The sequence below is a fragment of the Micromonospora sp. RB23 genome, from assembly GCF_053585025.1.
In genome coordinates this window covers 6,314,863-6,328,658 of record NZ_CM132111.1, presented here as the reverse complement: position 1 = coordinate 6,328,658, position 13,796 = coordinate 6,314,863, and the positions used below count along the sequence as shown (strand labels likewise).

The following is a 13,796-nucleotide window of genomic DNA, read 5'->3' as shown; positions in this document are numbered from 1 at the left end:
CTCAGAGCAGTACGAGATCGTCACGGTGGACGACCTCCCGTTCGTACGCCGGGCCGAGCGCCGCGGCGAGTTCGGAGGTGGAGCGGCCGAGCAGCCCGGGCAGCTCCACCGCGTCGTAGTTGACCAGGCCGCGGGCGACCGGCGCGCCGGCGGTGTCGACCAGGTCCACCGGGTCGCCGGCGGTGAAGGTGCCGTCCACGGCGGTGATGCCGGCCGGCAGCAGCGACTTGCGCCGCCCCACGACGGCGGCCACCGCGCCCGGGTCCAGGTGCAGGCGACCGCGGGGCGAGGTGGCGTGGGCCAGCCAGAACAGCCGGGCCGTCGGCCGATGCCGCTGCGGGTGGAACAGGGTGCCGACCGGCTCGCCGGTCAGCGCCGGCGCTGCCAGGTCCGCGGAGGTGAGCACCACGGGGATGCCGAAGCCGGTGGCGATGCGGGCCGCCTCGACCTTGGTCACCATGCCGCCGGTGCCGACGCCGGAGCGGCCGGCGCCGCCGATGGTGATTCCGGCGAGGTCCTCCTCGCCGCGCACCTCGGCGATCCGCACCGACTGTGGACGGGCCGGGTCGCCGGTCCAGAGCGCGTCCACGTCGGAGAGGAGCACCAGCAGGTCGGCGTGCACCAGTGCGGCCACCAGTGCGGCCAGCCGGTCGTTGTCGCCGAACCGGATCTCCTCGGTGGCGACCGTGTCGTTCTCGTTGACGATCGGCACCGCCCGTAGGTCGAGCAGTTTGCGCAGGGTGCGGTACGCGTTGCGGTAGTGCGCCCGCCGGGTCACGTCGTCGACGGTGAGCAGGACCTGGCCGACGGTGCGACCGTGCCGGGCGAAGCTGGCCGCGTACCTGCCGATCAGCAGGCCCTGGCCGACGCTGGCGGCGGCCTGCTGGGTGGCCAGGTCGCGCGGACGTCGGGGCAGACCGAGCGGGGCGAGGCCGGCGGCGATCGCGCCGGAGGAGACCAGCACGACCTCGCGTCCCTCGGCGCCGAGCCGGCCCAGGGTGTCGACGAGCGCGTCGACCCGCTCGTCGGCCAGACCGCCGGTCGCGGTGGTCAACGAGGAGGACCCGATCTTGACGACGATCCGTCGAGCGGCCGTGACTGCGTCGCGCACCCGCTCATTCTGCGTGTTCACGCCCGCGTGCTCCGGTGGCGTTCCCATATGGTGGCGGATTGTGACTCCTGACGAGTACGTCGAGGCGGTGCTGGACCTCGTGGAGCGGATTCCGGAGGGTCGGGTGATGTCGTACGGCGCGGTCGCCGACGCGCTGGCCGAACGCTCGGGTCGCTCCTCCGCGCGACTGGTGGGCAGCATCATGGCCCGGCACGGTGGCTCGGTGCCCTGGCACCGGGTGGTGACCGCGGGGGGCCGGTTGCCGCCGGGGCACGAGCGCGAGGCGTGGGCCCGGCTGCGGGCCGAGGGGACGCCGTTGCGCGGTGCGGGGGTGGACATCGCGGCGGCGGGTTGGTCGCCCGAGGAGGGGATGTGACCCCCGACAGAACGTGAGTAACATTCGGCCCCATGAACCAGCCGCCGGGTGCTGCCGGCCTGCCCGCAACCGGTCGGCTGCCCCGCCCGGTGCACGCCGGATACGCGCTCGGCTCGCTGGCCACCGGCGCGTTCGGCACCGTGCCCGGCCTGCTGCTGCTGCCCTACCTGACCGACACGCTCGGCGTCGCCGCCGGGGTGGCCGCCCTGCTGGTGCTGCTGCCGAAGGCATGGGACGTGCTGGTGAACCCGGTCGCCGGCCGGATCTCCGATCGCACCCGGTCACGCTGGGGCGCACGCCGCCCGTACCTGCTCGCCGCCGGTCTCGCGCTCGCCGTGCTCTTCGCGGCCATCTTCGCGGCGCCGTTCGGCAACGGGCCGGCCGCCGCGACCTACGTGGCGCTCGCCTTCCTGGCCACCGCCACCGCGTTCGCCTTCTTCCAGGTGCCGTACATGGCGATGCCCGCCGAGATGACCGACGACCACACCGAACGCACCCGGCTGATGACCTGGCGGATCGCCGTGCTGGCCCTGGCCATCCTGATCTCCGGCGCGGTCGCCCCGTTGGTGGTGACGGCCGGCGGCGACGGCGTGCCAGGGCACCGCTGGATGGGCCTGTTCGTGGCGGCTCTCATCGCCGTCGGCGCGCTCGGCGCGTTCCTCGGCACCCGGTCCGCGCCGGCTGGTGCGGTCGGCGTCAGCGAACCGACGCTGCGTGCCCAGCTCGCGGTGGCCGGGGCCAACCGGCCGTTCCGGGCGCTGCTGATCTGCTTCGTGGTGCAGTCGGTGGGGGTGGCGACCATCCTCGCCGGGGTCAACTACTTCGCCGGGCAGATCCTGCGCGACGACCGGAACGGGCCGACGTTGCTCTTCGCCTGTTTCGTCGGGCCGGCGCTGCTGGTGATGCCGCTCTGGGCCCGGGTCGGCGCCCGGCTGGGCAAACGGAACGCCCTGGTCGTCGCCGGGCTGATCCTCGCCGCCGGGGCGTTCGCCCTGGTCGCAGCCCCGGTGCTGCCCCCGGTCGTCGTCTACCTGGTGGTCGCGGTGCTCGGCGTCGGGTACGCCGGGCAGCAGGTGTTCGCGCTGGCCATGCTCCCCGACTGCATCGCGTACGACACGGCGCGTACCGGCCGTCGGCAGGCGGGCGTCTTCACCGGCCTGTGGACCGCCGGGGAGACCTTCGGCCTGGCCCTCGGCCCCGGCATCTACGGCCTCGTCCTGCAGGTCTCCGGCTACGTCTCCTCCGACACCGGCACGTCGGCCGCCCAGTCCGACACGGCGAGGCTGGGCGTCCTGCTCGGCTTCACCCTGATCCCGGCCCTCCTGATAGCTCCGCCCATCCTCCTGCTCCGCCGCTACACCCTCCCCACCCCCGCGCCCACCCCCGCGCCTGCTCCCGCGCCTGCTTCCGCGCCTGCTTCCCGGGTCGATCATGGAGTTGTGGTGGGGGACGAAAGCCGTTGACCGTCACGAGAAGGGCACCACAGTTCCATGATCGACGAGAGCAGGGTTGAGGCCGGCGCGTTGTCCGGTGACGGGGTCAGCGCCGAGCAGGCGCTGGATGAGGTTCGGCGGATGCGGGCGGCCGACCGGCCCACCCACGGCGGGCGGCTGTTCGCCTACGTCTACGACCCGGCGGTGCCCGGGCTCGATGATCTCGCCGCCGCCGCACACCGTGAGAGCGCCCACGTCAACGGGCTCGACCCGACCGCGTTCCCGTCCCTGCTGGCCATGGAGAACGCGCTCGTCGGCGCGGCCGGCCGGGTGCTCGGCGGCGGCCCCGGCACGACCGCGCCGGACGTCGTCGGCAGCGTCACCAGCGGTGGCACCGAGTCGCTGATCCTCGCCGTCAAGGCGGCCCGGGACGCCCACCCGGAGATCGCCGCCCCCCGGATCGTGGTGCCCTCGACGGCGCACGCCGCGTTCGCCAAGGCGGCGCACTACCTGCGGGTGGCGCTGGACGTGGTGCCGGTCTCACCGGACACGCTGCGTCCCGAGCCCACCGCGATGGCCGCCGCGATCGGGCCGGACACGGTGCTGGTCGTCTGCTCCGCGCCCTCGTACGCGCACGGGGTGGTGGACCCGGTCGCCGAGATCGCCGCCGCCGCCGCCGAGGCCGGAGTGCGCTGCCACGTCGACGCCTGCTTCGGCGGCTGGACCCTGCCGTACCTGCGTCGCCTCGGCGAGCCGGTGCCGGCGTTCGACTTCACGGTTCCCGGTGTCACGTCCATCTCGGTCGACCTGCACAAGTACGCGTACGCGCCGAAGGGCGTGTCGGTGCTGCTGCACCGGGACGCCGCCGGCCGCGCGCCGCAGTACTTCGCGTACGCCGACTGGCCCGGCTACACGATGATCAACCCGGTGATCGCCTCGACCCGCTCGGGCGGGCCGATCGCCGCCGCGTACGCCACCCTGCGGCACCTGGGTGACGCCGGTTACCTGCGGTTGGCCGCCACCACCCGGGACGCGGTCGCGGCCCTGGCCGACGCGGTCCGCGCCGTCGACGGGCTGCGGCTGATGGCCGAGCCGGAGTCCACGGTGGTCTGCTTCACCGCCACCGAGGGCGGCCCCGACCTGTTCGTGCTGGTCGACGAGCTGACCGCCCGGGGCTGGCACACCCAGCCCCAGCTGTCGTACGGCGATCTGCCGGCCAGTGTGCATCTCACGGTGACCGCGTCGGTCGCGCCCCGGGTGGCCGAGTTCGGTCCGGATCTGGCCGCCGCGGTGGCGGCGGCCCACGCGACCGGGCCGGTGCGGCTGCCCGCCGAGCTGGCGTCCCTGGTCGGCGTCCTCACGCCCGAGGCCCTGACGCCGGAGGTGGTGGTCGGACTGGCCGCCGGGTTGGGCCTGGGTAGCGGTCCGGACGCCGGCAGTCCCCTGCCGGAGCGGATGGCGGTCGTGAACACGCTGCTCGACGCCGCCGCGCCGGCGCTCCGGGAACGGCTGCTGGTCGAGTTCGTCGGGCTCCTGCAACGCCCCACCTGGGGTTCGGGCGGATGAACGCCGGTGCCCCAACCCGGTTCGGGGTGGGGCACCGGACGTGCGGCTCACCGGTAGGTGATGACCACCGTGTTGTCGGGGTCGTAGACCTCCTCCACGAAGTCGAAGCTCGCGTTCATCGGGCGGGCGTCCACGTCGGCCTTCCCCGTGCCGACCGTGACGCCCGCGGCGACCCGGAAGCCGAGCGTGAGCCGGACCTCCTTGCCGGCCGCGAGCTGGTTCAGGTCGCAGGTCACCGGTGATCCGGTCTTCGCCGGATCGTCGCGGCAGGCCTTCCAGCCGTCACCGTCCGGGCGGACTGCCTCCGGCAGGCCGAGCCGCAGGGCCACGTAGGCGGCGGGTCCGTTGCCCCCGTTGCGGACACGCACGGTGATCGTGCCGGTCCGGGAACCGTCCGGCGCGTCGGCCAGCACCAGGTTCGTGGCGCTGACCACGAGGTTGACGTCGTGCGGGTTCGGCCCGAAGCTCGACGGCCCGGAGACCTGCGCGAAGGACCCGCCCTTGAGGCGGTAGCCCCGCCACTGTCGCTGCGACCACTCACCGGGCCAGCCGCCACCGGGCGCGATGTCCCCGACCTGCACCCGTACGGTGCCGTCGTCCACCACGTCGAGGGCGAACAACCACTGCGGCTTGTCGATGCTCGTCGCGACGACCCGGCCGAGCGTCACGATCCTGCCCTGCTGGTCGCGGTCGAAGGCGACCACCTGCATGGGTCCGCCGCTGCCGAGCACGCACTGCACCAGGGCCACCGCCTCGGCCGTGCCGTCACCGTCGACGTCCCCCTGGTCGAACGCCAGCAGCCAGTTGACGCCCTCGCGGTCGTCGGCACTGAGCCGGACGCCCGACGTCGGGCATCCCGGTCCCGACCGCCACGCGGGCAGGGTCACCGACGCGCCGAGCAGTTGCGCCCGAGTGATCTTCTTACCCGGCGCGGTGGCGGTCGGGCTGCCGCTCGTCACGGACGGGCTGGGGGCCGGGCTCGCCGAACCGCTCGCCGTGGGCGACGCGGAAATGGTCGGCGTGGGGTCGACCGGGCCCGGCTCGCGGTCCGGGCCGCTCATCGCCGCGTACCCGAGGGCGGCCCCGCCGAACAGCGCGAGCACCGTCGCGCTGGTGGTCGCCAGCCGTCGACGGCCGCGTCCCCGCACCGTCCGCCGCACGGCGGCGGGCCCGGGCACCTCCACCTCCTCCAGCACGGTACGGCGGTAGTGGGCGAACTCTTCGGCGAGGTCGAGGATCTCCTGCTCAGACATCTCGCACCTCCTCGGTGGTGTCGCGCAGGTGCGTCGCGAGGGCCGCCCGTCCCCGGTGCAGCCAGGACTTGACGGTTCCCTCGGCGACCCGTTCCTGGGCGGCGATCTCGGCGACGGAGAGGTCGGCGAGGTAGTGCAGCACGACCGCCCGACGCTGCTTCGGCGGCAACTTGGCCAGCGCGGTGTCGAGGGCGACCCGGTCCGGGTTCGGTTCGGCGACGTGCGTCTCCCGTTGCCGCAGCAGCCAGGCCTGCGCGGTCCGCAGCCGCCGCCAGCGGTTGTGGCCGAGGTTCCAGGCGACCCGGCGTACCCAGGCCAGCGGATCGTCGTACCGGGCGAGCCGACCCCAGTGGGCGTACGCCCGGCAGAACGCCTCCTGAACCAGGTCCTGCGCCTGCCCACGGTCACCCGTGTACGCGGTGAGCTGCACCACCAGCGAGCGGAAGTGAGCGTTGTAGAAGTCGTCGAAGACCAGTTCGGCGGTCGCGGGGAGAGGGCTTCCCGGCGGGTCGGGGGGCGGTCCGCCCACCCGTACTTCTCCTGTCACAAGCACTCGTCCTCCCCGTGGTGGCCGCAGGCGGCGTGTTCGCCAGCACCGGTCACACACTCGGCTGCGCCTGCCGGTTGCGGTCGGACCGGTGGGGTTGCCTGTCCGGTCCGTGACAGCCGGCTGTGATTCACTGTGGGGTGAGGAGAGGGGACGTCCGTGCAGCTACCGGCAGTGCTCGGTGAGCCGATCCGGTTCGTGCTGAACTGGGGGCGCCGCTACTCGCTCTGGGTGTTCAACTTCGGCCTGGCCTGCTGTGCGATCGAGTTCATCGCCACCAGCATGGGCCGGCACGACTTCATCCGGCTCGGCGTGATCCCGTTCGCCCACGGCCCCCGACAGGCCGACCTCATGGTCGTCTCCGGCACGGTGACCGACAAGATGGCCCCGGCCATCAAGCGGCTCTACGACCAGATGCCGGAGCCGAAGTACGTCATCTCGTTCGGCGCGTGCTCCAACTGCGGTGGCCCCTACTGGGACTCGTACTCGGTCACCAAGGGTGTCGACCAGCTCATCCCGGTCGACGTCTACGTGCCCGGCTGCCCGCCCCGCCCGGAGGCGCTGCTGCACGGCATCCTGCGCCTTCAGGAGAAGATCGCCGCCGAGCAGTCCGGTATCGGCGGCGTGCCGCAGCGGGACCTGCTCGCCGCACCCGCCGAGGCCAGTGCCCCGCGTTCGGTCGACTCCCTCACCGCCCCACCCGTACGCCCACCCGTGTGACATCGACGGATCGGCCGCCACCCGGAGTTGTTCCCGGTGGCGGCCGACCGCGGGTCAGGTCAGCTGGTCGGCAGGGCCAGGCTGAAGGTGACCGTGTTGTCGCTCGGGTCGACGTCCGCGGGCGTCTGCACCCAGTCGGTCGACAGCTCCAGGTTGATCAGACCCGACTCGTCCCCCGGGTCGGTCGGCCGACTGATGAACAGCGCGATCGCGCGCTCCTCCCCGGCCATCATCTGTCCGCCCGGTACGAAGGCGCTGTCGCTGTACGCCGGGCCGTCGAAGGGCTCGGTGTACAGGATCATCGAGCCGGCGGGCAGGGGGGCGGCTCGAACCCGGAGACCGAGGTTCGGGGCGTCGCCGGCGTAGCGGACCCGCACCGGCACCCGCCGGGTGTTCTCCGGGCCGTCCGTCACCGGCCCGGCCAACTCGATGGAGGCATCCGGCTGGGTGTCCTGCACGTACGTCCGCGGGTGGCTCAGTGCACCCGTCAGTGCGCGGAACCGCGCGCTGAACTGAGCGGTTCCCAGCGACCCGAACGCCGACGAGTTGACGGTCACGAGTCCGCCCCCCGCGATCATCGGATAGTCGCGGGGGGTGGTCAGCACCTGGAACTCGACGGGGGCGGTACGACTCTCACCCGGAGCCAGTTCGCCACCGCCGGGCAGGCCGCAGGAGCGGACCAACCGTCCCTCCGACTCGCCGTCCGGGTCGCAGTGCGACTCGACGCCGCCGGAGAAGGAGGCCGCCACCGGCTCGCGGATCTGGAAGAAGAAGTAGTCGGCGCTGGCACTGTTGTTGGTGATGGTCACCCGGAGTGTGCCGCGGTAGCCGCGTTCGGTCGGCTCGAGCACCAGGCGGCTCACCGAGAAACTGGCGGCGTCGGCCGCGTCCGTCGGCGCGGCGGCGGCCGGTCCGGCCCAACCGACCGTGGCGGTCAGGCCGAGCAGTGCGGCGGTGAGCAGGGTCCCCGTTTTTCGGAACATGTGTGTCAGGTCCTCCGTGGTCGACGCCCGGCGAGGGACCTGCTGCCGCCCACGGCAGCAGCGATCGGTCGATGTGACCGTGGTGTCCGGGCCCCCGCGCGTGGCGCAGACAGCATCGTCGATGGATTCCCGTTCTGCCACCCCGTTGTGGACCCGGCCGGCTAGCCTGCCGACTATGAGCAGCTCAGGAGACCAGCGCTCGGATCAGATCATCGACGTGCTCAACGCGGAGTTCGGCGCCTCGATGGCGGTCGACCCGGCGGCCTTCCGCCGTAAGTTCCGCAAGATGGCCGCGTCGCCGTTCGCCTTCTACCGGGGCAGCGCCGCGTTGTTCTACGCCGACCAGCGTGGTGACTTCGCCGACGACCGTTTCCTCGACGAGCGGACCGGCCGGGTGTGGATCCACGGCGACCTGCACGCGGAGAACTTCGGCACGTACATGAACGCCTCCGGGCAACTGGTGTTCAACGTCAACGACTTCGACGAGGCGTACGTCGGGCCGTTCACCTGGGACCTGCGGCGGTTCGTGGCCAGCGTGGCGCTGCTCGCCTACAGCAAGGCCCTCTCCGACACGGTGATCGACGAGCTGGTCACCGGCTTCGCCCGCGCCTATCTGACCGAGTTGCGCGCGATCGCCGCCGGCGGGGACGACGCCATCGGCTCGATCACCCTGGACAACGCCGACGGGGTGCTGCGTCGGGTGCTTCAGCAGGCCCGCCTCAACACGAGGGTCGACCTGCTCGCCGCGCAGACCACCGTCGACAACTACGAGCGGCGGTTCTCCGTCACCGACGGCATCTTCGAGGTCGACTCCACGACCCGGGACAGGGTGCTCGCCGCCTTCGAGGAGTACCTGGGGACCCTGCCCGCCGCCACGGCCCGGCTGCGTCCGGGGGCCGCCCGGATCAAGGACGTGGTGCTGCGCAAGGGCGTGGGCATCGGCTCGGCGGGGCTGCCGTCGTACAACCTGCTGTTGGAGGGGCACACGCAGGCGCTGGAGAACGACGTGGTGATCTACATGAAGCAGGCGCAGGTCCCGGCGGTGGCTCGCTACAGCACCGACGAGTCGGTGGCCGGCTACTTCCAGCACCAGGGGCACCGGACCGCCGAGTCACAGCGCGCGTTGCAGGCGCACGCCGACCCGTGGCTGGGCTACACCGAGTTGGACGGGGCGGGCCAACTGGTCGCCGAGGTCTCCCCGTACGCCGCCGATCTGGACTGGGCCGACGTCAACGAGCCGGACGAGTTGACCGGGGTGCTGGCCGACCTGGGTCGGGCGGTCGCCCGGATGCACTCGGTCGCCGACGACGAGTCCAGCCACGACCTCGTGGACTACTCCACCGAGGAGGCGATCGTCGCGGCGGTGGACGCCGACGAGTCGGGGTTCGTCACCCATCTCGTGGACTTCGCGCACACGTACGGGGTGCGTGCCCGACAGGATCACCAGCTCTTCGTGGACCTGTTCCGCAACGGGCGGCTGCCGGGGATCTAGGGCCCTCAGGAGGCGAACTCCAGGATCACCTTGATGTCGTCCGGCCCGGGCGTGTACGCGTCGGCGTACCTGTTCACCGGCACCCGCCGGGTGATCAGGGAGGAGAGCCAGACCTGGTCGGCGCGGGACAGAGCCTGGGCGGCCATGTTCCAGTGCCGCCGGTTGGCGTTCACCGAGCCGAACACCACGTTGTTCTCCAGCACCAGCGCCCGGTTGAGCGCCCCGGCGTCGAAGTCGATGCTCCGGCCGCCGCTGGACACCCCGGCCAGGCAGACGATCCCGTTCGGCGCGGCCTTGCACATGACGTCCAGGACCACCGTGGGCGCGCCGGTGCACTCGATCACCACGTCCGGCTCGAAGGGCAGGTCGTTGACCGGCACCGCGTGGTAGGTGGCGCCCAGTCCGGCGACCAGTTCCGGCTTCGGCCCGTCGGTGGCCCGGTCGAGCACGTGGACGGTGAGTCCGCGCTGGGTGCCGAGCAGTGCCGCCAGCAGCCCGATCGGCCCGGCCCCGGTCACCAGGACGGTCCGCGGCTGCCACTCGGCCCGGTGTCCGATCCGTTCGATGTGGTCCCACGCCTTGGCCACCACGCTGGTCGGCTCCAACAGCACGCCGACCTGGGCCAACACCGGATCGAGAGCGACCGCGAACTGCGGCTCGATCCGCCAGCGGTCGCGGGCGAAGCCCGGAAGCGCCTTGATGCCGTGCTCGGTGTACTGGCCGTTGCGGCACATGTCCCACTCGCCGACCGCGCAGTTGGGGCAGGGCACCGGGTCGGGATGCCGGACGATTCCGGCCACCAGGTCGCCGGGTTGCAGGGTGCCGGTCGGGTCCTCCAGGACGCGGCCCAGCGACTCGTGCCCGATCACCAGGCGGTCCGCGCCCGGCGGCGCCTCGCCGTAGTCGCCGGCGATGATCTCGTGATCGGTGCCGCAGATGCCCACGGCCAGCGCCTGGACCAGGACAGCGCCCTCCTCGGACGCCGGCTCCGGCTGATCATCGACGAGGCTCAGCGAGTTGGCGACCCCGGGTTTCACCGTCACAGCGCGCACGCCCTCATCTTTCCCCTCCGACGGGACCACCGCCGGTAAAGCCGCCAGATCACGGAGGCCGGTCGCGGACCGCGGGCCGGGTCGGCACCTAGGATCAGCGGCATGACGTCTGAAGAGGTCGGCGCTCGACTGGTCGCGCTGCTCGCGCCGGTCGAGGTGACCGCGTCGGTCTCCGGCGGGCAGCGGTTCGCCCGGGCCACCGTCGACGTGCCTCCGGCGAGCTGGTCGACCGCCGTCCGCGCCGCCCGCGACGACGCCGAGCTGGCCTGCGACTTCTTCGACTGGCTGTCGGCGGTCGACGAGTTGGCCGAGGGCTTCGACGTGGTCGCGCACCTCTGGTCGACGCGACTGCGGCACGGCGTTCTGCTGCGCACCCGGGTGCCCCGCGACGCGCCCACGGTGGCCTCGGTGGTGAACATCTACCCGGGTGCCGCCTGGCACGAGCGGGAGACCCACGAGATGTTCGGCATCGGCTTCGACGGGCACGGTGAGTTGCGGCCGCTGCTGCTGCCGCCGGAGTTCGAGGGCAATCCGCTGCGCAAGGAGTTCGTGCTCGCCTCCCGGGTGGCGAAACCCTGGCCGGGCGCGAAGGAACCGGGTGAGTCCGAGGCCGGCGGCGGTCGTCGACCGATCCGCCCGCCGGGCGTGCCCGCTCCGGGCGAGTGGGGGACGACGCCCACCCCGGCCGGCGCGGGTGGCGTGGGGGAGGGGCCGCGCGGCGGTACCCCGGCCCGACCGGCCGGTGACCGTCCGGCGCGGCCCGCGCCGGGGGCCCGTCCGGCGCGTACTCCCCGGGCTGCCGGCGCCGCCGACGGCCCGGCGGGGTCCGCGCGGCCCGGGCCGGTCGCGGACCCGGCGGCGCGCGACGACAGCGACGACGACGGGGGTACGGCCTGATGCCGCTCTGGGTGGAGCTGGTGCTCCGGGTCGGCGGCGTGGTGGTCGCGTTCCTGACCCTGCCGCTGCTCGTCGGTCAGGCCGAGCACAAGGTGATGGCGCACATGCAGGGTCGACTCGGCCCGATGTACGCGGGCGGCTTCCACGGCTGGGCGCAGCTCGTGGCGGACGGTGTGAAGTTCGTGCAGAAGGAGGACATTACCCCGCGCGAGGCGGACCGGGCGGTGTTCCGGCTGGCCCCCGCCGTGGCGCTGGTGCCCTACCTGCTGGTGCTGCTGGTCATTCCGCTCGGCCCGAACGACCTGGTCGGGCAACCGTTGGACATCGGCCTGTTCTTCGTGCTGGCCGTCGTCGGCATCGGCGTGGTGGCGGTGCTCATGTCGGCGTGGGCGTCGGCGAACAAGTACAGCCTGCTCGGCGGGCTGCGTGGGGCCGCCCAGCTGCTCGGCTACGAGCTGCCGCTGGTGTTGGCCGCCGCGTCGGTGGCAATGGCGGCGGGCACGCTCAGCCTGTCCGGCATCGTCGCGGCGTGGCAGCCCTGGTGGCTGGTGTGGCAGGCACCCGCGATGATCATCTTCTTCGTCGCGGGGCTGGCCGAAATCCGCCGGCCGCCGTTCGACATGCCGGTGGCCGACTCGGAGCTGGTGTTCGGCTACATGACCGAGTACACGGGCCTGCGGTTCGCGTTCTTCCTACTCGCCGAGTACGTCGGCATCGTGGTGATCGCCGCGCTGACCACCGTGCTGTTCCTGGGCGGCTGGCAGGGGCCGTTCGCCGACGACCAGCTCGGCTGGCTCTGGACACTGCTCAAGATCTTCGCCGTGGCCTTCGTGATCATCTGGCTCCGGGTCTCCTACCCCCGCCTGCGCGAGGACCAACTCCAACGCCTCTGCTGGCTGGTCCTGGTCCCCGCCTCCCTGGCCCAACTGGTCCTGACCGCCACAGTCCGAGTAGCCCTGTAAACACCCCACCCCCCCCGCGCCCGCGCCCCCCGCCCCGCGCCCGCCCCCGCCCCGCCCCCGCCCCCGCCCCGTCGATCATGGAGTTGTGGTGGGGACAAAGCACCCGTGAGTGCTCAAACCTGGCACCACAACTCCATGATCGACGGGGTCGGGCGGTGGTCGTCCGCGATCTTGCACTTACTGCGGCGACATAAGGAGCACGTTGCGCAAATCGACGACAGAAAGTGCAAGATCGGCGGGGCGAGGGGGGCGGCGGGGCGGCGGGGCGAGGGGGGCGAGGGGGCGCGGGGGTTAGCGGAGGGGGGTGTGGGTCGGGTCTACCGGTTCCCTGGGGGGTGGGGGTGGGGTGCCTTCGCCGAAGGGGCGGCCGCCGAGCTTCTCCCGGTCGTGTGGGGTGAGCCAGTTCGACAGGTCGGGGCCGAGCGGCACGATCCCGGTCGGGTTGATGTCGCGGTGCACCTCGTAGTAGTGCCGCTTGATGTGGTCGAAGTCGATCGTGTCGCCGAAACCGGGGGTCTGGAACAGGTCCCGGGCGTACGCCCACAGCACCGGCATCTCGCTCAACTTCTGCCGGTTGCACTTGAAGTGCCCGTGGTAGACGGGGTCGAAGCGGACCAGCGTGGTGAACAGCCGTACGTCGGCCTCGGTGATGGTGTCGCCGACCAGGTACCGCTGGTCGGTCAGCCGCTCGGTCAACCAGTCCAGCCGGTCGAACAGCCGGTGGTACGCCTTGTCGTACGCCTCCTGGCTGCCGGCGAACCCACACCGGTACACGCCGTTGTTGACGTCGCGGAACACGACGTCGTTGACCTCGTCGATCTGCTCGCGCAGGTGCTCGGGGTAGAGCTGCGGGGCGCCCTCGCGGTGGTACGGACCCCACTCGGTGGACAGGTCCAGGCTCATCTGCGCGTAGTCGTTGGTCACCACCTGCCCGGTGGGTACGTCCACCATCGCCGGCACGGTGATGCCCCGCTCGTAGTCGGGAAAGCGCGCGAAGAACGCCTCCTGGAGGCGCTCGATGCCGAGCACCGGGTCGCGCCCACCCGGGTCGAGGTCGAAGGTCCAGCTCCGGGCATCGTGGGTCGGGCCGGCGATCGCCATTGAGATCGCGTCCTCCAGTCCGAGCAGCCGCCGCACGATGACGAGGCGGTTGGCCCACGGGCAGGCTCGGCTGACGGCCAGCCGGTACCGGCCCGGCTCCACCGGATACCCGTCCCGCCCGTCGGCGGTGATCCGCGTGGCGATGTACCGCTGATCCCGGGTGAACTCGCCACCCGGCTCGACGTACTTCCCGCCTGTCTGCGCCACGTCGTCCGCCCTTCCCGCTCCGGTTGCCCTCCACCGCCCATCCTCGCCGAAATCCGGGGCTCCGGCTCGGCGCGGGCGAACCTCGGCTGTCTCCGG

13 protein-coding genes are annotated in these 13,796 nt (G+C 72.4%); 7 read left to right on the top strand and 6 right to left on the bottom strand.

Translation table 11 applies throughout. From position 1 onward, the window contains the following. Nucleotide 1 precedes the first annotated feature (1 nt). Entirely contained in the window at nucleotides 2-1,111 is a 1,110-nt protein-coding gene (gene proB, locus ACTFTM_RS28895) for a glutamate 5-kinase (RefSeq protein WP_449563486.1), read from the bottom strand. 61 nt (nucleotides 1,112-1,172) lie between these two features. On the opposite strand from proB, the gene ACTFTM_RS28890 reads away from it, so the two are divergent. The 3 genes from ACTFTM_RS28890 to ACTFTM_RS28880 are packed head-to-tail and all read left to right on the top strand — an operon-like array spanning nucleotide 1,173 to nucleotide 4,486. Beyond that, nucleotides 1,173-1,487, top strand: a complete 315-nt coding sequence (locus tag ACTFTM_RS28890) for an MGMT family protein (protein WP_449563485.1) — start codon at nucleotides 1,173-1,175, stop codon at nucleotides 1,485-1,487. 32 nt (nucleotides 1,488-1,519) lie between these two features. Further along, complete coding sequence (locus ACTFTM_RS28885; protein WP_449563484.1) at nucleotides 1,520-2,950, top strand: MFS transporter; 1,431 nt, start codon at nucleotides 1,520-1,522, stop codon at nucleotides 2,948-2,950. 27 nt (nucleotides 2,951-2,977) lie between these two features. Beyond that, nucleotides 2,978-4,486 (top strand): pyridoxal phosphate-dependent decarboxylase family protein, encoded by a 1,509-nt coding sequence (locus ACTFTM_RS28880; RefSeq protein ID WP_449563483.1) that lies wholly within the window; start codon nucleotides 2,978-2,980, stop codon nucleotides 4,484-4,486. Between the two features lie 47 nt (nucleotides 4,487-4,533). Here the strand turns inward: ACTFTM_RS28880 and ACTFTM_RS28875 are convergent, their stop codons facing one another. Continuing rightward, nucleotides 4,534-5,739, bottom strand: a complete 1,206-nt coding sequence (locus ACTFTM_RS28875) for a hypothetical protein (RefSeq protein WP_449563482.1) — start codon at nucleotides 5,737-5,739, stop codon at nucleotides 4,534-4,536. Further along, nucleotides 5,732-6,268, bottom strand: coding sequence for a SigE family RNA polymerase sigma factor (locus ACTFTM_RS28870; RefSeq protein ID WP_449563481.1), 537 nt, complete (start codon nucleotides 6,266-6,268; stop codon nucleotides 5,732-5,734). Before ACTFTM_RS28870 ends, ACTFTM_RS28875 begins: the two co-directional genes overlap by 8 nt. A 177-nt stretch (nucleotides 6,269-6,445) precedes the next feature. Here ACTFTM_RS28870 and ACTFTM_RS28865 point away from each other — a divergent pair, with 177 nt between their 5' ends. Next, nucleotides 6,446-7,006, top strand: a complete 561-nt coding sequence (locus ACTFTM_RS28865) for an NADH-quinone oxidoreductase subunit B (protein WP_449563480.1) — start codon at nucleotides 6,446-6,448, stop codon at nucleotides 7,004-7,006. A gap of 59 nt (nucleotides 7,007-7,065) precedes the next feature. On the opposite strand, the gene ACTFTM_RS28860 is transcribed toward ACTFTM_RS28865, so the two are convergent. Continuing rightward, entirely contained in the window at nucleotides 7,066-7,989 is a 924-nt protein-coding gene (locus ACTFTM_RS28860; RefSeq protein ID WP_449563479.1) for a hypothetical protein, read from the bottom strand. A 175-nt stretch (nucleotides 7,990-8,164) separates the two neighbouring features. On the opposite strand from ACTFTM_RS28860, the gene ACTFTM_RS28855 reads away from it, so the two are divergent. Continuing rightward, nucleotides 8,165-9,481: a DUF2252 domain-containing protein gene (locus ACTFTM_RS28855; protein WP_449563478.1), complete on the top strand. Its 1,317-nt coding sequence runs from the start codon at nucleotides 8,165-8,167 to the stop codon at nucleotides 9,479-9,481. Nucleotides 9,482-9,486: 5 nt separating this feature from the next. On the opposite strand, the gene ACTFTM_RS28850 is transcribed toward ACTFTM_RS28855, so the two are convergent. Next, nucleotides 9,487-10,533 (bottom strand): glucose 1-dehydrogenase, encoded by a 1,047-nt coding sequence (locus ACTFTM_RS28850; protein ID WP_449563477.1) that lies wholly within the window; start codon nucleotides 10,531-10,533, stop codon nucleotides 9,487-9,489. A 102-nt stretch (nucleotides 10,534-10,635) separates the two neighbouring features. On the opposite strand from ACTFTM_RS28850, the gene ACTFTM_RS28845 reads away from it, so the two are divergent. Together ACTFTM_RS28845 and ACTFTM_RS28840 are read left to right on the top strand one after the other, a co-directional pair. Further along, nucleotides 10,636-11,430 (top strand): NADH-quinone oxidoreductase subunit C, encoded by a 795-nt coding sequence (locus ACTFTM_RS28845; RefSeq protein WP_449563476.1) that lies wholly within the window; start codon nucleotides 10,636-10,638, stop codon nucleotides 11,428-11,430. Next, nucleotides 11,430-12,392 (top strand): complex I subunit 1/NuoH family protein, encoded by a 963-nt coding sequence (locus ACTFTM_RS28840; protein WP_449563475.1) that lies wholly within the window; start codon nucleotides 11,430-11,432, stop codon nucleotides 12,390-12,392. Before ACTFTM_RS28845 ends, ACTFTM_RS28840 begins: the two co-directional genes overlap by 1 nt. Nucleotides 12,393-12,683: 291 nt before the next feature. Here ACTFTM_RS28840 and ACTFTM_RS28835 read toward each other — a convergent pair whose 3' ends face one another. Beyond that, the gene (locus tag ACTFTM_RS28835) at nucleotides 12,684-13,700 is read right to left on the bottom strand and encodes a glutathione S-transferase family protein (RefSeq protein WP_449563474.1); all 1,017 of its coding nucleotides are present in this window, start codon (nucleotides 13,698-13,700) and stop codon (nucleotides 12,684-12,686) included. Nucleotides 13,701-13,796: the final 96 nt, after the last annotated feature.

Excerpts from the sequence above, each read along its gene's own strand:
- ACTFTM_RS28885 (WP_449563484.1), top strand. The coding sequence starts at position 1,520 with ATGAACCAGCCGCCGGGTGCTGCCGGCCTGCCCGCAACCGGTCGGCTG.
- ACTFTM_RS28880 (WP_449563483.1), top strand. The coding sequence starts at position 2,978 with ATGATCGACGAGAGCAGGGTTGAGGCCGGCGCGTTGTCCGGTGACGGG.
- ACTFTM_RS28875 (WP_449563482.1), bottom strand. The coding sequence starts at position 5,739 with ATGTCTGAGCAGGAGATCCTCGACCTCGCCGAAGAGTTCGCCCACTAC.
- ACTFTM_RS28860 (WP_449563479.1), bottom strand. The coding sequence starts at position 7,989 with ATGTTCCGAAAAACGGGGACCCTGCTCACCGCCGCACTGCTCGGCCTG.
- ACTFTM_RS28855 (WP_449563478.1), top strand. The coding sequence starts at position 8,165 with ATGAGCAGCTCAGGAGACCAGCGCTCGGATCAGATCATCGACGTGCTC.
- ACTFTM_RS28845 (WP_449563476.1), top strand. The coding sequence starts at position 10,636 with ATGACGTCTGAAGAGGTCGGCGCTCGACTGGTCGCGCTGCTCGCGCCG.
- ACTFTM_RS28840 (WP_449563475.1), top strand. The coding sequence starts at position 11,430 with ATGCCGCTCTGGGTGGAGCTGGTGCTCCGGGTCGGCGGCGTGGTGGTC.